The 23,674-nt window shown below is 43.7% G+C and carries 22 protein-coding genes, 1 tRNA gene and 1 pseudogene; 18 read left to right on the top strand and 6 right to left on the bottom strand.

Annotation, left to right across the window (positions count from 1 at the left end; genetic code table 11):
- Window positions 1-62 precede the first annotated feature (62 nt).
- Both U5K35_RS18225 and U5K35_RS18220 read left to right on the top strand, forming a co-directional pair.
- Window positions 63-2,621 (top strand): lamin tail domain-containing protein, encoded by a 2,559-nt coding sequence (locus U5K35_RS18225; RefSeq protein WP_322572950.1) that lies wholly within the window; start codon window positions 63-65, stop codon window positions 2,619-2,621.
- On the top strand, window positions 2,587-3,384 hold the full coding sequence (locus U5K35_RS18220) for a gliding motility-associated C-terminal domain-containing protein (RefSeq protein ID WP_322572949.1): 798 nt from the start codon (window positions 2,587-2,589) through the stop codon (window positions 3,382-3,384). Before U5K35_RS18225 ends, U5K35_RS18220 begins: the two co-directional genes overlap by 35 nt.
- A 37-nt stretch (window positions 3,385-3,421) precedes the next feature.
- Here the strand turns inward: U5K35_RS18220 and U5K35_RS18215 are convergent, their stop codons facing one another.
- From U5K35_RS18215 to U5K35_RS18205, 3 genes are read right to left on the bottom strand one after another with little or no spacing between them, the layout of a single operon-like run.
- Window positions 3,422-4,771 (bottom strand): pyridoxal phosphate-dependent decarboxylase family protein, encoded by a 1,350-nt coding sequence (locus U5K35_RS18215; protein ID WP_322572948.1) that lies wholly within the window; start codon window positions 4,769-4,771, stop codon window positions 3,422-3,424.
- 9 nt (window positions 4,772-4,780) lie between these two features.
- A complete protein-coding gene (locus U5K35_RS18210) occupies window positions 4,781-5,653 on the bottom strand; it encodes a DUF3078 domain-containing protein (RefSeq protein ID WP_322572947.1) in 873 nt (290 codons plus the stop codon).
- A gap of 34 nt (window positions 5,654-5,687) precedes the next feature.
- Complete coding sequence (locus U5K35_RS18205) at window positions 5,688-6,170, bottom strand: phosphoribosyltransferase family protein (protein WP_322572946.1); 483 nt, start codon at window positions 6,168-6,170, stop codon at window positions 5,688-5,690.
- Between the two features lie 100 nt (window positions 6,171-6,270).
- Between U5K35_RS18205 and U5K35_RS18200 the strand changes: the two genes are divergently transcribed.
- The 9 genes from U5K35_RS18200 to U5K35_RS18160 all read left to right on the top strand — a co-directional run bounded on the left by U5K35_RS18200 (window position 6,271) and on the right by U5K35_RS18160 (window position 13,165).
- Entirely contained in the window at window positions 6,271-6,576 is a 306-nt protein-coding gene (locus U5K35_RS18200; protein WP_322572945.1) for a hypothetical protein, read from the top strand.
- A 1-nt stretch (window position 6,577) separates the two neighbouring features.
- Window positions 6,578-7,234: a DUF2851 family protein gene (locus U5K35_RS18195; protein WP_322572944.1), complete on the top strand. Its 657-nt coding sequence runs from the start codon at window positions 6,578-6,580 to the stop codon at window positions 7,232-7,234.
- A 22-nt stretch (window positions 7,235-7,256) separates the two neighbouring features.
- Complete coding sequence (locus U5K35_RS18190) at window positions 7,257-7,745, top strand: hypothetical protein (RefSeq protein ID WP_322572943.1); 489 nt, start codon at window positions 7,257-7,259, stop codon at window positions 7,743-7,745.
- Between the two features lie 48 nt (window positions 7,746-7,793).
- Window positions 7,794-7,864: transfer RNA gene (locus U5K35_RS18185), tRNA-Gln, on the top strand.
- Between the two features lie 70 nt (window positions 7,865-7,934).
- Window positions 7,935-8,867, top strand: coding sequence for a ribose-phosphate pyrophosphokinase (locus U5K35_RS18180; RefSeq protein ID WP_322572942.1), 933 nt, complete (start codon window positions 7,935-7,937; stop codon window positions 8,865-8,867).
- 18 nt (window positions 8,868-8,885) lie between these two features.
- A complete protein-coding gene (locus tag U5K35_RS18175) occupies window positions 8,886-9,590 on the top strand; it encodes a 50S ribosomal protein L25 (protein ID WP_322572941.1) in 705 nt (234 codons plus the stop codon).
- A 14-nt stretch (window positions 9,591-9,604) separates the two neighbouring features.
- On the top strand, window positions 9,605-10,162 hold the full coding sequence (pth, locus tag U5K35_RS18170) for an aminoacyl-tRNA hydrolase (RefSeq protein ID WP_322572940.1): 558 nt from the start codon (window positions 9,605-9,607) through the stop codon (window positions 10,160-10,162).
- 44 nt (window positions 10,163-10,206) lie between these two features.
- Window positions 10,207-12,402: a sodium-translocating pyrophosphatase gene (locus tag U5K35_RS18165; protein WP_322572939.1), complete on the top strand. Its 2,196-nt coding sequence runs from the start codon at window positions 10,207-10,209 to the stop codon at window positions 12,400-12,402.
- 100 nt (window positions 12,403-12,502) lie between these two features.
- Window positions 12,503-13,165 (top strand): hypothetical protein, encoded by a 663-nt coding sequence (locus tag U5K35_RS18160; protein WP_322572938.1) that lies wholly within the window; start codon window positions 12,503-12,505, stop codon window positions 13,163-13,165.
- A 4-nt stretch (window positions 13,166-13,169) separates the two neighbouring features.
- Here U5K35_RS18160 and U5K35_RS18155 read toward each other — a convergent pair whose 3' ends face one another.
- Complete coding sequence (locus U5K35_RS18155) at window positions 13,170-13,910, bottom strand: class I SAM-dependent methyltransferase (protein ID WP_322572937.1); 741 nt, start codon at window positions 13,908-13,910, stop codon at window positions 13,170-13,172.
- Between the two features lie 93 nt (window positions 13,911-14,003).
- Here U5K35_RS18155 and pyrF point away from each other — a divergent pair, with 93 nt between their 5' ends.
- The 6 genes and pseudogenes from pyrF to U5K35_RS18120 all read left to right on the top strand — a co-directional run bounded on the left by pyrF (window position 14,004) and on the right by U5K35_RS18120 (window position 19,124).
- Window positions 14,004-14,846, top strand: a complete 843-nt coding sequence (pyrF, locus tag U5K35_RS18150) for an orotidine-5'-phosphate decarboxylase (protein ID WP_322572936.1) — start codon at window positions 14,004-14,006, stop codon at window positions 14,844-14,846.
- Complete coding sequence (gene rnhA, locus U5K35_RS18145) at window positions 14,836-15,285, top strand: ribonuclease HI (protein ID WP_322572935.1); 450 nt, start codon at window positions 14,836-14,838, stop codon at window positions 15,283-15,285. Before pyrF ends, rnhA begins: the two co-directional genes overlap by 11 nt.
- Window positions 15,286-15,316: 31 nt before the next feature.
- Window positions 15,317-16,667 (top strand): annotated as a pseudogene (locus U5K35_RS18140) (MFS transporter).
- Between the two features lie 159 nt (window positions 16,668-16,826).
- Window positions 16,827-17,003: a histone H1 gene (locus U5K35_RS18130; RefSeq protein WP_322572932.1), complete on the top strand. Its 177-nt coding sequence runs from the start codon at window positions 16,827-16,829 to the stop codon at window positions 17,001-17,003.
- A gap of 149 nt (window positions 17,004-17,152) precedes the next feature.
- Entirely contained in the window at window positions 17,153-17,632 is a 480-nt protein-coding gene (locus tag U5K35_RS18125) for a PH domain-containing protein (protein WP_322572931.1), read from the top strand.
- Window positions 17,625-19,124, top strand: coding sequence for a PH domain-containing protein (locus U5K35_RS18120; RefSeq protein WP_322572930.1), 1,500 nt, complete (start codon window positions 17,625-17,627; stop codon window positions 19,122-19,124). The genes U5K35_RS18125 and U5K35_RS18120 overlap by 8 nt, the downstream gene beginning before the upstream one ends.
- Here U5K35_RS18120 and U5K35_RS18115 read toward each other — a convergent pair.
- The gene (locus U5K35_RS18115; protein WP_322572929.1) at window positions 19,109-19,477 is read right to left on the bottom strand and encodes a response regulator; all 369 of its coding nucleotides are present in this window, start codon (window positions 19,475-19,477) and stop codon (window positions 19,109-19,111) included. The genes U5K35_RS18120 and U5K35_RS18115 overlap by 16 nt on opposite strands.
- 146 nt (window positions 19,478-19,623) lie before the next feature.
- Window positions 19,624-22,533 carry an aminomethyl-transferring glycine dehydrogenase gene (gcvP, locus tag U5K35_RS18110; RefSeq protein WP_322572928.1) on the bottom strand — a complete coding sequence of 970 codons (2,910 nt, stop codon included), beginning with the start codon at window positions 22,531-22,533 and terminating at the stop codon, window positions 19,624-19,626.
- A 296-nt stretch (window positions 22,534-22,829) separates the two neighbouring features.
- Between gcvP and U5K35_RS18105 the strand changes: the two genes are divergently transcribed.
- Complete coding sequence (locus U5K35_RS18105; protein WP_322572927.1) at window positions 22,830-23,660, top strand: ZIP family metal transporter; 831 nt, start codon at window positions 22,830-22,832, stop codon at window positions 23,658-23,660.
- Window positions 23,661-23,674 lie beyond the last annotated feature (14 nt).

The following is a 23,674-nucleotide window of genomic DNA, read 5'->3' as shown; positions in this document are numbered from 1 at the left end:
ATCCTCTTCAAAATGTAAATTGAAAACACTGCAGTAAAAACAGAGAGAAAATTGGAATTGAAATGGGGACAATTCTAGCTAAGATCGTTGGATTATTATGTTTAACCGGTTTAACAGCCTATCCGGGAAGTCATCTCTTTGGGCAATCATCGGTCGTTATAAATGAGTTTATGGTGGATCCGCCACCGGAATTTATTTCATATGTGGAGTTATATAACAACGGCACAGAGGCTGTGAATCTTCAGGGTTGGCAGTTATTCCGTAGAGATGAGACAGAAAATATTGGAGGAGTGATTACAAACCAAGAGATCATTCTTCAGCCTAATGAGTTCATAGTAATTACCCCTGATGCCGCCACACTTGAATTTATATACGGTGATATGAACCAAATAGAGATGTCTATTTTTCCTGACTTTGGAAGAGAGGTTGGCGACGAGATCCGGTTGTTTAATAGTTCGGGAGAAGCAGTTGATTCGCTCAGGTACACCATTTCTGAATGGGGTGGAGCAGGAGTGGCACTGGAGCGAAGACGCGCGGACTATCCTTCAATCTATAGCGAGAACTGGGCCGAAAGTCCCGCCGAACTTTTAGGCACTCCCGGAAGTGCAAATCTGGTAGACAGTGAATATCCATTTACCATCATCGGAATACAGGTGAGTTCCAATAGGGATATTTTCCTCATTTTCAACTCTGATATAAATCCTGATGATATCTATCCCGGGCAGTTCGAACTGGATGGGCGCGAACCCGACTCTGCTGTTCTTGCCGATCCAAATATTGTGCGGCTTCAGTTTGATATGCAGCCGAAATCCGGAGAAAAAACGGTTCGAACCGGAGAAATCCGGAGTTTACCGGGATGGTCAATCGATGACGGTGAAGAGTTTACTTTTACGATTTACGACACCTACACTCCGGGTGATATTGTGGTTAATGAAATTATGTATAATCCTCCAACCGGTTATCCGGCCTATGTGGAGCTTTTCAACAGAAGTGACAAGTACTTAAACCTGAGAAACTGGAAACTGCTGCGCAAGGAGATATCTACAAATCCGGGAGGGGTAATATCCACCGGCCCCACTACTATTCGACCGAGAGATTACCTGGTTTTGACAGATAATTTTAGTGCGCTGGAAAATATTTTTGGAGAAGTTCATGCTGTTGAAATGAATGATTTCCCGGGTTTTACATCAACACTGCCGGATCAGGTTCGTGTATTTGATGCTTCAGGCCTGCTTGCAGATTCATTAGAATACGTACCGTCGGTTTGGGGAGGAAGAGAAGTTGCGCTGGAGCGGAAAAGCCGGAAAGTGGGTTCTGTTTATTCCGAAAACTGGGCAGAGTCGCCTGCCGTCTTGCTGGGTACACCGGGTGAAGAAAATCAGGTTCAGCCCGATACGGACAGGCCCGAGCTAAATGCAGTTAGCTTTTTCGAGAATCGCGGATTTCTACTTCAGTTCAACAAAACTGTAGATCCGGAAAGCGCAGTGGAGCAAAACCACTACGATCTGAACCCGGCGATCGGTATCCTCGAAATTATTGCAGACCGGAGTGAGGTATTCATTCAATTACGTCAGGAGTTTCAGAATGGGAGACAGTACACGATCACTGTTGATGGCGTGACGGACCTTTTTGGAAATCAGATGCTGCAAACATCCAGAACACTGGAATTCCTGGAGTTTGATGAAGTATCACCCGGCGATATAGTGATCAATGAAATTCTATATCGGAGAGAAAGCGCGGGGAGTCCTGAATTTGTTGAGGTTTTCAACAGAACGGACAAAACAATCGATTTAAGTGGGTGGCAGTTTTGTGTCGGATCAGGCAGTACCACTTTGCCACAAAACAGTGTTTTAAAGCAGAACGGTTTTCTGGTGTTTACAGACCAGCAGGATTTTGCAGACCAATCGCCTCAAATTATTTATTTGTCCGGTTTTCCGGGACTGAGCAATACCGGGAGCAGTGTTGGGTTCAGAAACGAAGATGGGGTCACCATGGATAGCCTGGCCTACAATCCGGAGTGGGGAAGTCATACGCCCGGTGTTTCCCTGGAGAGAAGAGACCCGGCTTCTCTTTCGATCGATCCTTTTAACTGGAGGGATAGCGCTGCGGAGAGCGGTTCCACGCCGGCTGCAGAGAATAGCCGATACGAGGTGGATTTAACTCCGCCAAAGGTTCAGTTTGCAAATCTGAGCCACCCCGATTCACTTGAAATTATTTTCAATAAATTTGTGGATCTAACCGACAATGGACAGGCGCAATTTTCAGGCTCTCCCTCTACCCAGGTGTCGTCATCAACCCGGTTTTTGGTTAATGGGGAAGAAGCTGACGTGATTCATTACGATGAGGGAAGAGCAAACCGGATTATTCTTGATACAGGGCAGATTTCCCCCGGTGAGGAGAATATTTTAAAAATAGAGGATTTAACAGATTTCAAAGGCAACACCACAGCTGATGAAATAAATATTGCGCAGCCTGTTTCAGAAGGCGATTTGGTTATCAACGAGATCATGTATCATCCGCTATCGGGTGGAACAGACGGAGTGCCCGATCAATCAGAGTATCTGGAGATTTACAACAAGCAGCCCTATGCAATTTCTCTGGAAGGGCTTATTTTTGCATGATGAACCGGACAACAGTAATAGCATCACCAGAATAGATCCCGTTTCATCCTCTCAGCGGTGGATTCCGGCAAACGGTTTTGCGCTGTTTTATCCTGAACCAGAGAATGTTTCTTTGTTTGAAAGCCGAACCGGAATTGCTTTTGGTCTTTCTGAAGATGATGACTGGTTAGGGTTGAGGGCAGATCGTGCCGGTTTGAGTTTAACGCTGTCGGGCCGCGCGGTGTATTTAGCAGACAGTTCAGGAATGGCAATTGACAGGGTGGACTATAAACCGGAATGGCATAATCCAAACCTGATTACAACACAGGGTGTATCCCTGGAGCGAATCAATCCGGATTTTGAGTCCAATGATTCATCAAACTGGGGATCTCATGCATCTGTCATTGGAGGAACACCTTTAGGCCGGAATAGCCTTCATCAGCAAACGGGCATCGAGAATGGTCCTGAGGGAGTTACGCTTTCTCCCAATCCCTTTTCGCCGGATGATGACGGGGTAGACGACAACTTGGTCATCAACTATCAATTTGAGGATCCAAATTACATGCTAAAGGTGCGGATTTATGATCGATACGGTCGATTGGTGCGAAATCTTGCAAATAGCCATGCTGCCGGATTAAACGGATCTTTAACTTGGGATGGGCGAACTGATGATGGGCAGAGAAACAGAATTGGAATTTATATTATCTATGTTGAAGCTTATAACGGATCGACGGGGAGTAAGAAAGTTTACAAGGAGCCGGCCGTGGTGGCGCGTCAATTTTAACCCAAAATATTCATAATTTTTAAGTAAATATTACGGGTTAAATGCCAATACGATCTGCTAATTCATTTACAAAACCAGCGTGCTCCTCTTTCATAAACACACTTCTCAGTATTTGAACATAATCCGTATCCGTCCGGTAGTTTGGAAAACGGGCTATAAACCGATCAGCGGGAATTTTGTATAAGCTGAGGTGATAACTGTCGGCCGGGTTTTTCTGATTCATCCCTTTTTCAAACAGAGAATGGCTCAGCTTATTAATTTCAGACGTATTGGTTTTTTCGGGAATACGAAAATAACCAACGATATCCAGGTCGGGCTCCTGATAGAGCTGAAAAGAACTGCTTTCCTTTAAAAGAATTGAGAACTGAACAGCGGCTTCCCGGGCTTTCTTAAGTACAGCTCCAAGACCGGTTTCAGTTAGGGGCAGCATCTGCAGGGTAGCCCAAAATGCTGCAGCAGAGGCTCCGGCTCGTGAACACTCAAGGCTGATCTCTCCCAGGTGAAGATCTTCTGAAGTGAAGTAGGTGTAGGGTGAATCGTGTTTGTAATATTTCCCCACAGAGGGATCCTTGTATAGAATACTTCCGCACCCATAAGGCTGCAGTCCATGTTTGTGTGGGTCAATGACAATACTGTCGGCCTCACTCAAAAACTCCCACTCCTCTTTTTTGGGTAGATCTTCTTTGATCAACGAGAAAAAACCGCCATAAGCTGCATCAACATGAATCCGAATAGAGTGTTTTGCGGCGATGTCGAGAATTTTAGAAAGAGGCTCGGTTGTTCCCAGACCTGTTGTTCCCATTGTAACCACGATTGTGCCTATATCCTCTGCGTGGTTTTCAATAAAATTGAAATCGGGAATATCGTTTACGTCTACCGGAATTTCCAAAAATTTAGTGTTCAATACATGGCACATCCGACTGTGCGTGTAGTGTGCGTTGCTCGTGGCAGCAATTGATTTCTTCGGATGAATTTCCCTGGCCACAAAAAGAGCTTCGAGATTGGCAATGGTTCCGCCGGAAGTCAGATGGCCTAAATAGGTATCGCCATATCCCACCATTTTAGCGAGTTCTCTTACGGCTTCTTTCTCCATTTCGGAGGTTGGCGGTCCGCCATCCAGTGCGTGGTTGTTCGGGTTGATGGTTGCTGTAAGAGCATAGGCAAGCCAAGCCACAGGGTGCGGAGGTTTGAGCATCTGTCCCGCATAGGAAGGGTGGTGAAAAGGATAATTTCCCTCCAGATGTTCGGTAAGCCGGCCTAAAATATCTTCAATCTGTCCGGAATTAGCCGAAGAGTCCGAAGAATCCTCTCCATATTGAGAGCGCCAAGCGTCCAGTTTACGCAGCGCTTGCTCTAGAAGCGGAATGTAAGGAGCGAATTGGTTCAAAATCCTGGTTTAGATTAGAATGAATGATACGCCCAAAGACAGTACCTGAGCCACCTGGAGCTCTTTGGAATAATCGTCATCATAGATGAAATCGAGTCGCAGCGAGGCGTTCATGAAGTCGTTGATTTTTCCTGTAATCTGATTGATTACAATGAGGTCTGTGCTGCTTACGGCCTTATTCATGTTTGTAAATGTTTCCACGGATGATGACAAGCTGAGATTGGAGGCTAACGTTTTTTGATAGTTAATTCCAAATGTCAGACCGGCTTCATTTTTGAAAGTTTCACCGACATCCAGGCCGTAAAGTGTGGAAAGTGACTCATCCCGGACAAACGTTTGCTGAAGTCCCAAACCGGCCTCAAAGGAAAAATTCTCGGAAGGAACATAGGCCAGACCCGCATTTTCTGAGAGGTAACCCGGCGCCATAAATTTTGAAATCAGGATGTCATTTTCATCCGGTGCTTCTGCATATTCAAACCCTTCCGCAAACTGAGTTCGGAAGTTTATGTTACCAAATAACTTGAAGTCACCGTCTGTTTCATCACCAAGGTCATATAGAAACCGATTCTTGATTGAAAGGCGGTCATCTGTTTTTCGAACACCTTCACTTTCAATCTTGGTTTGACCATAGCGGGTGTTTAGTGCAAATATGTACGAAAAACGCTGCTTTTTATAGGTTGCAGTAAATGCTGAATTTCCGGTAAATGCAACGTTATTTATTCCACCCTGAGACCAATTTGAGTATGAAGCCTGAGAACCGTTCAGTCCGGCTACCCATCCAATTTCCCATCCGTTCAAGGAATCGGGTACCGCCATGTCCTGAGCGTTTACTGTTAAAGAAGCAATAAGAGATAGTAGAGTGAGTGCGATTAACTTTTTCATAGGGGTGTCTATGATTAATTATTTCGTTGTAATTTCAATTTTCAGTTAAGACAATAGAATCGGGTACTCCCTCTTTTAAGCTTACTGTAATCTGTTCATTTAATTTTGTGGGAATATTCATTCCAATAACAGCTGCCTCTATCGGATACTTTCTATGTCCGCGATCGACTAGTACCGAAACAAAAATTTTATCAAAACGTTCTCTTCCGGTAATTTTGTCCAATCCTTTCAGAATTGTTTCTCCGCTAAAAATTACATCATCCACAATGACCAAGACGGTATTTTCGTTTACAGGTTGGGACAATGTGAAAGAATCATCCGAATGCGCCCAGAGTTGTTCAGAGTAAACCGGTGAATCAGATCCCTTTTTGATGAAATGACAGAGCTGTTCTGCCAACGCAAATCCCCGTTCATTAAGGCCGATTAACTGTATCTGTTTACCATGCGCTTCTTCAACAATTTGGTAAGCCATTCGTCTTACGGTACGTTCAATTCTGTTGCGGTCTGATAGAATCATGAGATTAAATAAGTTGTCTAAAATTATATAGAAAGTATTCAATTTAGTATACTATATACAAATACGGATAATGTAAATTCGAAGAACAAAAGGGAGCATTATGAAACATTTAGTTAAACAATCGATTTTAGCCGGCGGCACCTTTGCCGGGGGTGTGGTTGCAGGTTTTTTGATGGGCAGCAGGAGAGCTGAAGTGCAGAAAGCTTTTGATTCAACCAAAGAAAAATCAAAAATTATGGTTGATTCTGTTCTTAACCGAACAAACCGATATTCTGAGCTGGGCAAGGTTCGGCTGAACGCATTAAAAACCGACTTAGCGAAAAATTTTAAAGATCCAATTCCTGATCTTTATAAAGCAACCGAATCGCTCACAATTGATGATCTGGAACTGAAGCTTCCCCGATAAAATGAGGTCCCGATATAACGAATCCCTACTCCAGTGGATTTGGGAAAACCTGGAGTTTGATGTAGATCATCTCAGAACACAGGATGGTCATTCATTACAAATCCTGGATCCCGGCCGTAAAAACAGCGGAGCAGGCCCCGATTTTTTAAATGCGTGCATCTCTGTAAACGGTCTCAAGCTTTACGGCTCAGTTGAAATCCACAACCACGAAAAAGAGTGGTTCGAGCATTCCCATCAAACAAATCCGGATTTTAACAGTGTTATCCTACATGTGGTTTTAGAGGGGAACAGCGGTAGAGCAGTAACTTCAGATGGGCACAAGCCTGCGCTGTTCAACGTTAGTTCAAAGTTGAACAAAGCTCTCTACAAATTACTGAACATTAAAGAGAAGGGCGCTTTACCATGCGCGGGAAGTGTTACACACATTCATCAGCGTGCATTTGAAATTCAGATAGAGAGGGCGCACAAAGAGTATTTTAATTATAAAGTAGATGAATTAATGGCAGGTTACGATCCCGGTCTGCCGCCATCTACTGCCTGGCGAAAAGCTTTTCTTTTACAGCTGTACAGTGCCCTCGGTATTCCCGCCAACCGTATTTCGATGGGCCGATTACTAAAAGATATTATTCAACAATCAGACGCAGGCATCTACCGATAGAGATGAGTTTGTTCAGCAGGTGTTGGCGCTTGCTTTTGAAAATCCGCAAAGCGAAAAGTATAACTGGAACTTCTCAGGGATGAGGCCGGGAAGTCAGCCGAAAAACAGAGTTCGGCAAGCTGCAATTCTGCACCATCAATTTATAGATGTGAAGTTCGAAACTTATCTGAAATCGGGAACAGACTCCTGGAATTCGTTAATAGCTTCCTTGTCCAAGTCTGAGTTGCCCGGTAGTTCCCGGATGGAAATTATACACAAAACGGTTTTTCTTCCATCCATATATCTGCTCGGCGATCTGTTTTTTGCACAGAAGTTATGTTCAAGCGCATATAACGGCTGGGTAAACTCAATTGCGATACTTCCCAAAGAAGTACGCCGTCCCTTTGAAGAGTCAGGATTTGAGATTGGGAAAAGCGTTAAAAAATTTGGGCTTGCTCACCAGTATAAAAGATTTTGTAAGCAGAGGAACTGTCACAGATGCGAGGTGTTTAAAAGTGTAATTAATCCTTGACACATAAATATCTTGTTTCTATCTTTGGTTTCTGTCAATTCGATGAATTGCCCGGTCGTCTAATGGCAGGACAGCTGGTTTTGGTCCAGTCAGTGGGGGTTCGAATCCTCCCCGGGCAACATGTCATAATAAAAGGATGCCAGAGAGGTACTCCTTTTTCTTTTTTATAAAACTTTACTTGTCAATCCGTTGGATACGCCATTAGCTATTTTTGCCGGTCGAAGTAATCTTGCACTGGCCAGGGCCATTGCTGAGAGTTATGGTGCCGATTTAGGCGAGGTGACGATCAAATCTTTTTCTGATGGCGAATTGTATGTAAAGTACGAGCAGAGTATCCGTGGGGAAGACATATTTGTAATTCAGTCTACTCCGCCACCCGGCGATAACATCATTGAATTATTGCTCCTGTTGGATGCTGCAAAACGGGCTTCCGTTAAACGTGTAACGGCTGTTATTCCATATTTTGGATATGCGCGTCAGGATCGAAAAGATCAGCCGAGAGTCTCCATCGCTTCAAAAATGATGGCTAACCTATTGGTTGAGGCCGGCGCAGACCGAATATTGACAATGGATCTTCACGCTTCGCAGATACAGGGATTTTTTGATATCCCATTGGATCACCTCTATGCGAGCCGGATTTTTATTGAGCATTTTACTGAAAATCCGATTGAAAATTTGGTAGTAGTAGCACCCGATGTCGGAAGTTTGAAGATGGCGCGAGCCTATTCTAAGAAGCTCGGCGCGAGTCTTGCGTTCATCGATAAGCGCAGACCGAAGCAGAATGTTGCCGAGGTGATGAATATTATCGGTGAGGTTGAAGGAAAGAATGTATTGATCGTAGATGATCTGATTGATACTGCAGGAACGATAACGAACGCCGCAGTTGCTCTCAAGGAGAGAGGAGCGTTGAATATTGTTACAACCTGTACACACCCGATACTGTCGGGCCCTGCGTATCAGCGAATTGAAGATTCTCCGATCGATCAGTTGTTAGTAACGGACACGGTTCCATTGAGGAAGCCATCCGATAAAATTAAAGTATTAAGTGTTGCGGGTATTTTCGCAGAAGCGATTCAGCGGATTCATACCAACGAGACTATTAGTGCACTTTTTGATGATTAATCAATAATTTAAAAAACCATGAAGCAACCGGATATATATAAACTGGAAGGCGAGAAAAGAGATTTAGGGAAAAAATCAGTTGCTCACTTGAGAGATGAGCTGAAAGTACCTGCTGTTCTTTACGGTCCTAAAGTTAAAGAGAACGTCCATTTTTCCATTTCGGAAGTGGACATCGAGAAAATTCTTTCGTCATCAGAAACCAAGCTGCAAGAGTTGACTGTTGATGGCACAACCTATAAAACTCTACTTAAGAACGTTGAGTTTGATCCGGTTACCGACCGGGTTCTGCATGCCGATTTCTATGTATTGGACGAAACACAGCGTGTAAAACTGAAGATTCCAATCCGACTTACAGGAACGGCTATTGGAGTTCGAGACGGTGGTGGACGAGTATTCCAGACCATGCGCATTGTACGTGTAAAGGTAATGCCGGATAAAATTCCTGCAGAGTTTGAAATGGATATTACCGATCTCGGTATTGGAGATTCACTGCACGTAAGTGAGTTGGATATGGAAGGAATTGATCCATTGGATGATCCACGACGAACAATTGTAACCATCGCACCTCCTAAATCTGAAGCTCTCTTTACAACTTCTATTGAACCTGATGAGGAAGAACTTCTTGAAGGTGAGGAAGCTGAAGAACTTGCAGAAGGTGAAGAGGCTCCTGAAGGAGAAGAAGCACCTGAAGGCGAGGGCGAAGAAGAGAAAAAAGAAGAATAACATAGTATTCTGTTATGGCGCTGATTGTTGGCCTGGGTAATCCCGGTGCGGAGTATGATGGTTCTCGCCATAACATTGGTTTTGAGGTTGTAGACAGCCTTGCCGAAAAACTTTCCATTTCTTTTGATCCCGATAACGGCCTTTACCACAGAGGTGAAGGCCGTTTTAAGGGACAATCCGTAGTTCTGATCAAGCCTACCACATATATGAACAGAAGCGGTAAAGCCATTACAAAAGCATTAGCAGAAACAGACAGCCGAAAGTCTGATTGTTTGGTTTGTTACGACGACATTAACCTGGACGTTGGGCAGATCAGGTTGCGACCCGGCGGGAGTGCCGGCGGACATAATGGAATCTCAGATATTATTGAAAAACTGCAGACAAATTCGTTTCCAAGACTTAGAGTTGGGATAGGAAATGACTTTCCCAGAGGGAGACAGGCAGATTATGTGTTGCAAAAGTTTACAGCGGAAGAGCGGGAAACGATTACGAAAGTGATTGACCTTGCATCGGATGCAATTTTAACGTTTATTCGTGGTGGTATTGATACCGCAATGAATGAATTTAACTAACTACAGAGCGTTATTTATCGCTAAAAATAATCAAAATAATCATCATGCTTAACACAATAATTATCCTTATTCCGCTTGCCGGAGTACTGGCATTACTGTTTACTTATATCCGTGCAAAATGGGTGAGTAACCAGGAAGTTGGAACCGAAAAAATGGAACGCATCAGTCAGAACATTGCCAAGGGCGCGATGGCATTCCTCAAAGCTGAATATAAAGTTCTCAGTATTTTTGTAATCATCGTGGCAATTCTTTTAGGGCTTCAGGGTGCAAGCGCCGAGAATTCATCGATACTCGTATCTTTTTCATTTATTGTTGGGGCGCTATGTTCCGGCCTCGCTGGTTTTATTGGAATGCGTGTTGCTACCAAGGCCAACGTAAGAACAACGAACGCAGCAAGAACAAGTTTAGGACAAGGATTAAATGTAGCCTTCAACGGTGGTTCTGTAATGGGACTTGGTGTGGTAGGTCTTGGAGTTCTAGGATTAGGACTTCTATTTCTCTTATACACCAAAATGTTTGGTACTGAAATTAATAATGTTCAGCAGGTGCTCACTGTAATCACAAGTTTCTCATTCGGTGCATCATCTATTGCACTTTTTGCTCGTGTGGGCGGTGGTATCTATACAAAAGCAGCCGATGTTGGTGCTGATCTTGTAGGAAAAGTTGAAGCCGGTATTCCTGAAGATCACCCGTTGAACCCTGCAACCATTGCAGATAACGTAGGTGATAATGTTGGTGACGTTGCCGGTATGGGCGCCGACCTTTTCGAATCTTACGTCGGTTCTATAATTGGTACAATGGTACTGGGCGCCGCGTTTATGGGACTTGGAGGTTTCGAATTAACCAATGAGTTTGGCGGATTAAATGCCGTGTTACTGCCGTTGGTTCTTGCCGCAGTAGGAATTGTAACATCCATCATTGGCACATTCTTTGTAAAAGTAAAAGAGGGTGGAAATGCTCAAAGAGCGTTAAATACCGGGGAATTTGTCTCTGCTTTCATTATGTTGGCTGCATCCTATCTGATTATTAACTGGATGCTTCCGGGATCGTGGGAGTTTGGCGGAATTACCTATACCGCAATGGGAGTTTTCTGGGCTACAATTTTTGGCCTTGCTGCAGGTTTGTTAATTGGCCTGATTACTGAGCACTACACAGGAACTGATACCAAGCCGGTATGGTCTATTGTGAAGCAGTCTGTTACAGGTGCTGCCACAAATATTATTGCGGGAGTTGGGGTCGGTATGATCTCAACAGCTATTCCTATCGTAATTATTGCTGTCGCCATTTTGGGCGCTTACCATTTTGCCGGACTTTATGGAATTGCGATTGCCGCTGTTGGAATGCTTTCCAACACGGGAATCCAGCTCGCCGTAGATGCTTACGGTCCTATTTCTGATAATGCCGGTGGTATTGCAGAAATGTCTGAGCTTCCGCCTGAAGTGCGAGAGCGAACAGACAAACTGGATGCGGTTGGTAATACAACGGCAGCGATCGGTAAAGGATTTGCGATTGGATCCGCTGCCTTAACGGCACTTGCGCTTTTTGCAGCGTATATCACAGCGTACAACACAACAAACCCTGAAAGCATCATTACGGCGATTGATATTACTGCGCCGAGTGTAATGGCTGCTCTTTTTGTAGGTGCTATGCTGCCTTACCTGTTCTCGGCACTGTCGATGCAGGCTGTGGGACGTGCTGCAATGAGCATGATTGAAGAGGTTCGTCGTCAGTTCCGTGACATCCCTGAGCTTACCAAGGCACTGGATGCCATGAGAAGAAACGAAGGTAAACTGCTTGCAGACTGGAGCGATGATGACCGTGTGCTGTTCGATGCAGCTGATGGAAAAGCGGAGTACGAGAAATGTGTAGCCATTTCAACTCAGGCTTCTATCCGTGAAATGATTGCTCCCGGTCTTCTTGCCGTGATCGTACCGGTTCTTTTCGGTTTCCTGGGCGGACCGTTGATGCTGGGTGGTCTTCTTGCAGGAGTTACTGCATCCGGAGTTCTGCTTGCACTCTTTCAATCTAACGCCGGTGGTGCTTGGGATAATGCCAAGAAGATGATTGAAGAAGGCGTGGATATTGATGGAAAATCGTACGGTAAAGGTTCTGAAGCTCATAAAGCAGCTGTAGTGGGCGATACCGTTGGTGATCCGTTTAAAGATACATCAGGGCCTTCTCTGAACATCCTGATTAAGTTGATGGCTGTAGTTGCACTTGTTATCGCAACAATGATCTAATCAACTGTAATCGTTAAAGTTTTATTGAAAACCCCGATGAGAAATTGTCGGGGTTTTTTATTTGTTTGAAATTCAAAGCTACAAAAAGCAACGGGTGATTATGGCAGACTTGTTTAAACTGATTTATGAGCACGATATACGACTTGATCAACTGAGAGAACGGCAGCTCGATAGAGATTCGCAGGAGGTATCGGGAAGTATAGAAGATTTTTTAAAACCGGATCCCACCTATTCAAAGTTCTATTTTTCGGGTACGGTATTGAACAAAAAAGAGTTCGGGCTGAACTGCTTATCACACTATGATGAATGGATAGATCGATTTTCTGAAGCTCTTATGGAGTATCAGGTATTTCGTGATGAAGATCAGGTTTCAATAAAAGACGGTATTGAAGGTTCAAAAATGGGAGAGCCTCTCATACTATCCAAATCCTATAAAAACAGCTGGACAGATCAGGATTTAAAGCTTGATTATAACAGCAACGTAGGTCATAAGAAATCCGGACTGGCTAATGTTTTAGAGGGTGATGATCTTGTTCTATATAAAGAGCCTGCCCACAACGGATACGATCTGCACCTCTTTTCAAAGCAAAATATTTACAGGCCATTTTTTGAACAGTTTAAAAAAATGGTTTCCGATGAGTTTCGATTTTTTAGCATCAACGGAAAAAGAGTGCGATCTGAGCGGAAGTTCTATTTTGAAACATGGACCCTGGACCGTCCGCCGCATGGTGCAGAAGAGGTTTTTAAGGATACAGTATTGTAGCGGTTTATTTTATCAATTTGGCGACGATGATCATGCGGGGAGATTCTGAAAGAAATGGAGCTCCATCATAATTGCCGTACGTTTCAATTATTTTAAAGCCGCACTCTCCAAGTACCTCGTTAAACCATTCAAGTCCGTAAAGTTTTACCCGTTCTATGTATTTAACAGGCTTATCTAAAGATTCACCCGAAAACTGTATGGTTTTAAAAACCATACCGTCTTTAATTTTTCGAGTTACGTTGTAGATAAGGTTTTCGTAGATACCGCTCTCTGATGGTACAAGATTTTTTTCCACGTAATGAGGGTTGAGATAATCAATAAAGAGAACTCCTCCTTCGATTAACATTTTTGGGGTGTTTCTCAGAACTCTCCGATTCTCTTCATCCTCCAGAAAATATCCAAATGTTGTAAACAGATTTACTATTGCATCAAACTGCTTGGGCATCGGATCTCTCATATCCCGTACGAGGAACTCAACATTGTGAAGCTTCTTCTGTTTGGCATTTTTTTTAGCTTTTTTAATCGCTTTTTCAGAGAGATCGATCCCGGTAACCTGATAGCCTCTTTGTGCAAGAGTGATAGAGTGACGGCCACGGCCACATCCCAGATCCAGAATGTTTTGATAATGTGATACAGGAATAACTTCCTCAATCAAGTCGGCTAAAAATGCTGCTTCCTTCTCATCTCTGTTTGAGTATAGTTTTTCGTACAAAGGGCTGTCAAACCACTCTTCAAACCAGCTCATTTTGTTTAAATGTTAATTAAGTGTTGTTTGAATACGGGCTCAATCTTAGGCTTTTAATTATTATCTTCCAAAAGTTTAGAATCAAAAGCAGATATGAATTATTCAGACAAACTAAGAAGGGCGGTACAGTCGGCAAATTCAACTCTTTGTGTAGGATTAGATCCGGTCCCGGAAAAAATACCGGCGCCACTCAGGCAGAAATACACCAATGAAGCGGATCTTATTTTCGAATTTTGCAGGCGGGTGGTGGAATCGACCAAAATCCATGCCTGCGCCTTCAAGCCAAATGTGGCTTTTTTTGAGGCATTAGGATCTCCGGGCTGGGAGGCATTTGAAAAGCTTCTGGACGTAATTCCAAGCAATCGGATTGTGATTGCGGATGCCAAAAGAGGCGATATTGGGAATACCGCCAGGATGTATAGGCGAACCTATTTTGAACGCTATCAGACTGACGCACTCACGTTGAATCCCTTGATGGGGCTCGATACGCTGGACCCTTTTCTGGAAGATGAATCGAATGCAATTTATACGCTTGCATTGACATCAAATTCAGGATCAGCAGACTTTTTTCAGCGTCGGTTTCAAGGAAGGATGACACTCAGTGAATACATTGCCGAAGAACTATCTAAAAAACAGGAGATGAGTAAGGCTCATTTAGGAATGGTGGTTGGAGCAACCCAGATTGATTCAATAGCTCCTGTAATTCGTGCATTTCCCGAGGCCAGTTTACTTATACCGGGGATTGGTGCACAAGGCGGTTCAATTGAAAAATTAAGTACTCTGCTTAAAGATCACATTGGGATTCCGGTTATAAATTCATCCCGGGGTATCATCTACGCCGGGGGTGATGAAGAAAACTGGGCGGAACTCATTTCACAAAAAGCATCAGAACTCAAAGAAAATCTGAAAACAATTACCCTAAGATATGTCGAATAAATTGCCAGAAGTGATTTTATATACAGATGGTGCATGCAGCGGAAATCCCGGTCCGGGCGGATGGGGAGCGCTGTTGATTTGGAATGGAAAACGCAAAGAGCTAAAGGGCGGTGATCCGGCAACGACCAACAACCGAATGGAGATGCGTGCGGTTATCGAAGGACTTAAATCGCTGAATAAAAAATGTCACGTAAAAATCCATAGCGATAGCGCGTTGATTATCAATGCATTTACACAGGGATGGATTGAAAACTGGCAAAAGCGCGGCTGGAAGAAATCAAACAAAAAACCGGTTGAGAATAAAGAGCTTTGGCAGGAAATGTTAAAGGCAGCAGAACCACATAAGGTTAGCTGGATTAAAGTGAAGGGGCATTCAGATAATGAGCTCAATAACCTCGTTGATGCTTTGGCTGTTGCTGAGTCGCAAAAATATCTATAAAGACAGTTAACAATAAAGAACACTGTGTGAAATGAGAAGAGCCAGAAAAGAGACACCTCGCGCATCCAATAAAGAGATCTTTGGGTGGGCGATGTTCGATTTCGCCAATCAGGCATATACGCTGCTGATTATTACGGTGATTTTTCCCGTTCTGTTTACAACAGTTATCGTTGGAGATGCGGACAATGATTTTAGGCTTGGAAATTTACTTTGGAGTATTGCTCTTTCGGTGAGCTATTTTATTGTGGTCCTGTCCGGTCCTGTTTTTGGGGCGATTATGGATTATTCGGCCCTTAAAAAGAAGTTTCTGTTTTACAGCTATCTGCTGACGATTATCTCCACTGCGTTTCTCTATTTTGTTGAACCGGGCCTGGTTGTACTCGGTGTAATATTAATCATCATATCAAACTTTGCTTATTCCATAGGGGAAAACTTTATAGCCTCCTTTTTGCCAAGTCTTGGACCTCCGAGCGATTTGGGAAAAATATCCGGATTTGGCTGGGCATTAGGCTATTTGGGTGGATTGGTAGCTGCAGGTTTTGTGATCGTATATCTGGGAGATGCCACTGCTGAAAATTTTGACCGGATCCGATGGGTTGGGCCATATGCGGCATTCTTTTTTATGATTACGGCTATACCCACATTTTTATGGGTGAAAGAGCCCGGTCCCAGAAAAGAACTGCCCGAAGGTGAGACGTTTTTCTCAATGGGATTTAAGCGTTTAGGGGATACAGTTAAGGAAATTGGATCGTTTCGTGATCTGGCAATCTTTTTAATTTCCGTGTTCTTTGCGATGGCGGGAATATACATTGTTGTATCATTCGCCTTCATTTACGGCGATCAGGTTGTTAAATGGGACGAGACCGTGAGGGTGCTGATGTTCGTAGTGGTTCAGATTACAGCGGCTATTGGGGCCTTTTCGTTTGGGTTTCTTCAGGATAGATTTGGTGCGAAGATCATATATAACTTTAACACTGCTTTTGTGGTTTATTGGAGTTTTGGGAATCTGGGCGGTGACAGATATTACAGTGTGGATTAACACAACCTTTTCGACAGCTTTTGAGGCTCAATATGTATTTCTGTATATCGGAATTATTGCAGGTTTAAGCCTGGGATCGAGTCAATCGGCGAGCAGAGCACTCGTTGGATTGTTCAGTCCGGAGCAGAAATCAGCGGAATTTTTTGGATTCTGGGGACTATCAAACAAAATTGCAGGTGTTTTTGGAATTATCGGCTTGGGTCTTCTGCAGGCCGAATTTGGTCTTCAGCAGTCTGTACTCTTCTGTGCGGCGCTTTTTTTGATGGCTATTTTGGTCTGTCTGTTTGTTGATCAAAACAGAGGAGAAAAAGCGGCTGACTGGTATCATGACAATCGAGAGTAGCACGGAAGTTTTTCTCGAAAAAGTCGAAAAAAAGGTAGGAAATTCCCCCTAATGTGTTAAATTGAGCCGATTAAGGTACAGGGATGGAAATATATCTTTGCACTGATTACAGGATGAGTTATCTCATCAGATAAATTACTAACTAAATGGAATATTGATATGAGCAGAATGGACGAAATTAAAAACCTTGCAGGCGAACTGGAAGGCGAACTGGACAAGTTCTACAATAAAGGAAATAAAGCTGCAGGTACACGTGCCCGTAAGCAACTTCAAGAGCTGAAAAAGTTATCTCAAGAAATCCGACTTGAAATTCAGGATATTAAAAACAAAGACTAAAAGGGTCTATAGTTTTGCAGGCCACCCCGATTTTATCGGAGGTGGCTTTTTTTATGCGATCTATTTTCCCGGTTTATCTGTTTTTGGAAAACTATTGTACTCTCTACAGGTAAAGATGTAGTTTTGGGTCAAATCTAATATTGTCTTACATGAAAAATACTCCATTTCATAAACTACCTCCTCGCGCCATCAAAGTTTGGCAGATGGGAAGTGCGGTCGGTAATCTGTTTTTCTTTGGTATTCCGGCAGTATATGCCGCTGTTTTTGGTACCGGATCTTTTCACTTCTGGATAGTTTTGACCTCATCGGTTGTTATTTTTGGATTCTGGATATTCACGGTAGCATTTCTTCCGTTCTTAAGCTGGAAAAACTGGAGATATGCAGTGGATTCCGACGAAATTGATTTAAAAAGAGGGGTTTTGATAAAGAGTCGAACTCTTATCCCGCTCAGCCGCGTACAGCATGTAGACACACGGCAGGGCCCGCTACTCAGATGGTATAGTTTAGCCACGGTTACTATTTCCACGGCTGCAACAACTCATGAGATCCCGGCTCTGGATGTAGTGATCGCGGATCGGGTACGGGATCAAATTTCTAAATACGCACGACTGGCAGAAGAAGATGTTTGATTTTCAAAGGCAACATCCGGTTGCAGCTGTAAGCAGAGCCTTCAGTCTTATAAAGGGCAATCTGGTTACGATAATCGTATTTCTGGTTGTAGGAGCACGCAGCGAGAGCTTTCCGTTTTTATGGTGGATTGGAGGCGGTTTTGCTTTTTTGCTTGTAGTGGGTGTGGCAAACTGGTGGCGATTCCTGTTTAAAATAGAGGAGGGAGAGCTCCATATAAAAAGCGGAATTTTTGTACGAAAAAATCTATACCTCTCTAAAGACAGAGTGCAGGTCATTGATATAACTTCAGGGGTTATTCAGAGACTGTTCGGACTTGTAAGAGTGGATATTCAAACTGCCGGATCATCTTCTCGCGAAGCGGCAATCGATGCAATTTCTTTAGATAAGGCAAGGGAGATAAACCGGTTACTAAGAGATGAAGACAGTGAAAGTGAAGAGGGAGAGGAGAGTGTTTCGCAAGTAGAAAGCGCTAAAAAAGAGTTTGGCTTACCGGGCAAAGAACTGCTCATTGCCGCATCAACATCCGGTAGTTTTGGAATTGCACTCTCAATCTTGGCAACCGTTTTTTCCCAGGTTGAACCCTTAATCAGTGAATCTGAACTTTTCGAGTATGTATTCGAAATTCTGCCGTCTCAAACGGATGTTGTATTCTTTGTTACCGTAATTGTGATCTTTGTAGTTTTTGCCTGGCTGCTCTCCTTTTTTAGTACACTGTTCAGCTACGGTAATTTCAGCTTGACAGTTAAAGAGAAGGAGATGGTAATTACCCGGGGTATTTTTGAAAAGAAGAGAGTTACGGTTCCTTACAATCGAATACAAGCTATTCATGTTGCTGAAGGGATGATACGTCAGCCTCTTGGTTATACTTCCCTGCATCTTGAAAGCGCCGGGTACGGAGATGAAAAGGGGACAGGCTCTATCGTACTCTTTCCATTAGTGAAGCGATCAGAAGTACTTCAGTTGCTGAATGAAGTGGTGCCATCCTATCAAAAAGAGATGGATGGACTGAAACTGCCAAAAAGAGCTTTGAGGCGTTATCTATTCCGGTCTACCTTCTTTATTACAGCAGCAATTGTTCCCCTCTATTTTTGGCTAAGTTTAAATAACTGGATTTGGTTAATACCGGCGCTTGCTATGCTGTGGGGATGGTTAAAATACAGAGCTGCAGCAGTGGGCTGGAATGAGGGTTCATTTATCTTCAGAAGCCGGACACTGTCGAAATCAACCGCTTTTATCAACCGGAACAGGATTCAAAATATTACGATAAGTCAAAGTCCTTTTCAGCGATGGCGAAAATTGTGTACAGCAGAAATTCATGTAGCATCCGGCGACAGGGGGAAATCATTCTCTGTGCGTGATTTGGAGGCAAGGACCGGGGTTGAGCTTATGAGAGAGATGAAAATAAAAAAAGGTTCAGATGAAATTTCTGAACCTTTTGAAAACAGTGATCGAATTTTAAAATTACCGGGCTGGAATCAGGCGGCAAACTGAACGGTTTGAATAGCTTCCTGAAGCTGATTCATTCTGACCGGTTTCAGTAAATAAGCTGAATTTTGTACCGTAGTTGCCTCTTGTTTGATTCGTAAATCATTCTGGGCAGTTATGTAAACAACTGGAACATCAGAATTATTACGAATTGTTTTCATTGCCTCAATTCCTGAGACGTTATCAGCCAGCATAATATCCATGATAACAAGATCCGGCTTCATTTCTTCTACCGTATCAACTGCATTTCGTCCGCCGGGACAAGTAGCAAGCACTTCATATCCCATGGATGTAGCCATTTTTTTAAGAACGATGGAGAGCAACCGATCGTCTTCTACTATAACAACTTTTCTTTTCATAAGTGAGAGACACCTTTCGTGAATTTTTCTTTCTCTAAAAATACACTTAAACAAAGATACATTCAGTTAGCAATAGTTAAGTATGGCCGGTTAACATGAGAATTTATTAACAGATGGCAGTTAAATACCATCTGTTTAACAAACTATCAGGCTGTTGCAGGCTCTTGGCCTTCCGTATATTCTTCCAATGGCAGGCATGAACATATAAGGTTTCTGTCCCCATACGCATCATCAACTCTGCCTACAGCAGGCCAGAACTTGTTAAATCGAAGATTAGGCAGCGGGAAGACGGCTTCTTCACGGGTATATGGGTGATTCCATTCTCCGGAAGCAATGACCCGCATGGTATGCGGAGCATTTTTCAGCACATTGTTCTCCTTATCTGCTTTATCATTTTCAATGTCACGGATTTCATTTCGGATTCCGATCATTGCCTCGCAGAACCGATCCAGCTCATCTTTTGATTCACTCTCAGTCGGCTCTATCATTAAGGTTCCGGGTACGGGGAACGACATGGTCGGTGCATGAAAGCCATAATCCATCAGGCGCTTTGCAACATCCGGGGCGTCAATTCCTGCACTCTGTTTAAATCCGCGAATATCGATGATAAATTCGTGTGCAGATCTTCCGCTCTTACCGGTATACAAAATCGGGTAGTGATCTTTCAGCCGATCCTTTATGTAGTTTGCATTTAAAATAGCGGCTTCAGTTGCCTTAGTAAGTCCTTCGCCTCCCATCATTCGAATATAGGCGTGAGATATGGTCAGGATGCTGGCACTGCCCCAGGGTGCTGCTGCAACAGCCGGAATGGCATTGTCTGACCCTGTCGACACTACATCATGTCCCGGCAGAAAAGGAGTCAGTTTTTCAACCACGCCAATTGGCCCCATTCCGGGCCCTCCACCGCCGTGTGGTATTGTAAATGTTTTATGCAGATTGAGATGGCACACGTCGGCACCGATTGCTGCCGGAGAAGTGTAACCCACCTGGGCGTTCATGTTGGCACCGTCCATATAGACCAAACCGCCGTGCTGGTGAATCACTTCGCAAATTTCCTTTATATCTTCCTCAAACACACCGTGTGTTGATGGGTACGTAACCATCAATGCGGATAGACGATCGCTATATTTCTCTGCTTTTTCACGCAAATCATCCAGATCGATGTTCCCATTCTCGTCGCACTTCGTTACCACCACTTCCATTCCGGCCATAACAGCACTGGCTGGGTTGGTGCCGTGTGCAGAAGACGGCACGATTGTGACGTTTCGTTTATTATCGCCGTTAGCCTGGTGGTAAGCTCTGATTGTCATCAGTCCGGTGTACTCACCCTGTGCACCCGAGTTGGGCTGAAGTGAAATTGCATCAAAACCTGTAATTTCGGCCAGCCATGCCTGTAGTTCATCAAAGAGCTGATGGTATCCTTTTGCCTGATCAAAAGGTGCAAAAGGATGAATTTTACCAAACTCCGGCCACGTGAGCGGGATCATCTCAGCAGTGGCGTTCAGCTTCATAGTGCACGAACCGAGTGAGATCATGGAGTGTGTTAAATCCAGATCACGGTTTTCGAGCTCTTTCAGATAGCGAAGCATTTCATGTTCGGAGTGGTACTGGTTAAAAACCGGGTGGTCCAGGAATTCTGAAGATCGGGTTAGTTTCTCGGGAAATTCAACCGATAGATTTTCAGAAGCTTTTGTGACATTGAACGACAATTCTTTGTCCACGGCTTTAGCAAAAATGTTTAGAACCTCTTCGGCATCTTCAAGATGCTTGGCTTCATCAAATGAGATGCCAATCAAGCCATTTTCATACCGGAAGTTGATATTTTTTTGAACAGCCAGCTCCCTAACTTTTTCAGCAACCTTGCTGTCCACGTCCGTTACCGTGATGGTATCAAAAAAGTGTTCATTGGAGATACTGAAACCCAGCTCCTGCAATCCCTGTGCGGTCAGTTTTGTGAGACCGTGTATCTTGGATGCAATTTTCTTCAGGCCCTTGGGTCCGTGGTAAACGGCGTAGAACCCGGCTATTACAGCCAGTAATACCTGGGCTGTACAAATATTGGATGTTGCTTTTTCCCTTCGAATATGTTGTTCACGTGTTTGGAGAGCCATTCGGTAGGCAACATTTCCTTCAGAATCCTGTGTAATTCCGATAATTCTACCCGGTATCTGACGCTTGAATTCCTCGCGTGTAGCGAAGTAGGCAGCGTGTGGTCCGCCATATCCCATTGGAATTCCAAATCGCTGAGTAGAGCCGACAACAACATCAGCGCCCATTTCTCCGGGAGGAGTGAGGAGAGTGAGTGCCATCAGATCGGCGGCTACCGTTACATAAACATCGTTTTCATGCGCTGCGTCAATCAGCGAGGAATAATCTTTTACGGAACCGAATGTGTCAGGATACTGCAGAATCATTGCAAAAAGCTCAGGATCTGTTACATCAACGTCTTCAGGTTTTCCAATTTTTAGCGTGATATCGAGTGGTTCCATTCTGTTTTTCAGAACGGAGAGGGTTTGCGGATGACAAGTGTCGGCTACAAAAAGTGTATTGGCAGATTTCCTTTTCTTTCCTTTTCGACGGCTATAAAGCATGGATGCAGCTTCTGCCGCAGCCGTTCCCTCGTCCAGTAGCGAGGCATTGGCAAGCTCCATTCCGGTAAGATCAGAAACCATCGTCTGAAAATTAATAAGCGCTTCAAGACGGCCCTGAGCAATTTCTGCCTGATAGGGTGTATAAGCGGTATACCATCCCGGATTCTCCATTACGTTGCGGAGAATTACGTGCGGGAGAATGGTATCGTAATAGCCCATTCCTATATACGACTTAAATACCTTGTTCTTTGAGGCAGTCTCTTTAATATGGCTAATGTAGTCTACCTCGCTCAGTGGTTCGGGTAAACTTAAAGGCTTTTCTAAACGTATCCCCTCCGGAATAGTCTCGTCAATTAGCTGTGAAATAGATTCAGCGCCAGACACTTCGAGCATTTCTTCAATCTGCTTTTCGTCAGGACCGATATGACGCGTGGAAAATTGCTCTTTATCAAATGAAATTTTCATGGATGGGATAATATATTTTTGCTTAATGGTAGTCTGTTGAGCAAACAATCTTTGTTTATAAACGGTTCAGCCAATCTCTAAAAAAAGCATAAAATTTACCGCTTAAACTCCAAATAATTTTATCTGCAAAATATAAGGTTTTTTAGGGGGCATTACATCCCCGGCAGATTACTTTTTTAAGATCATATTTCATTAATTGTATTCTCTGTGTAGTGACTCCTGAAGAACACATTCAACGTGAAATAATTATTTTTAGCCAAGGCTAAATATTTGTACATTTAAAACAAAAACGACCTATGGAACTTATACCTGATTGGTTTTTTGAACTAAACCCAATGATTCAAGCCCTCACCGGCGGGCTCTTTACATGGGGAATGACAGCATTGGGGGCTGCCGTTGTATTTTTAACAAAAAATGTTGGCCAGAAAACCCTGGACAGTATGCTTGGATTTGCGGCCGGAGTTATGATTGCTGCCAGTGTTTGGTCGCTCATTATCCCTGCTATTGAAATGACGGAAGCAATGGGCGGTATTGGCTGGATTCCTGCTGCGTCAGGATTTTTAATTGGGGGTCTTTTTCTAAGACTTTGTGATGCTTACATGCCTCACCTTCACATAGGTTTGCCAATGTCTGATGCCGAAGGTGTTGGCACCAGCTGGAGAAGATCTACTCTTCTTGTGCTTGCAATCACGCTCCATAATATCCCTGAAGGATTGGCAATCGGTGTGTTGTTTGGTGCTGCGGCAACCGGAATTGATCCAACTGGAACGGCCACCATTGCCGGTGCAATTGTATTGGCTATCGGTATTGGAATTCAAAACCTGCCTGAAGGCACAGCTGTTTCTGTTCCACTTCGCCGGGAAGGTGTTGGAAGAGGAAAAAGCTTTTTTTATGGACAGCTCTCCGGTGCTGTTGAGCCGGCTTTTGCCGTAATTGGTGCTCTTGCGGTGATATTTGTTCAACCTATTTTGCCTTTTGCTTTGGCATTTGCTGCCGGTGCCATGATCTATGTGGTTGTTGAAGAACTGGTTCCGGAATCTCAACATCATGGAAATACTGATTTGGCAACATTGGCCACGATGGTGGGATTTGTGCTGATGATGACGCTTGATGTGGCTTTGGGATAAATAGTTGAATAGCT

The sequence above is a fragment of the Rhodohalobacter sp. genome (genome assembly GCF_034521535.1).
Taxonomy (GTDB): Bacteria; Bacteroidota; Rhodothermia; order Balneolales; family Balneolaceae; genus Rhodohalobacter.
This window is presented reverse-complemented; position numbering and strand designations above follow the sequence as displayed.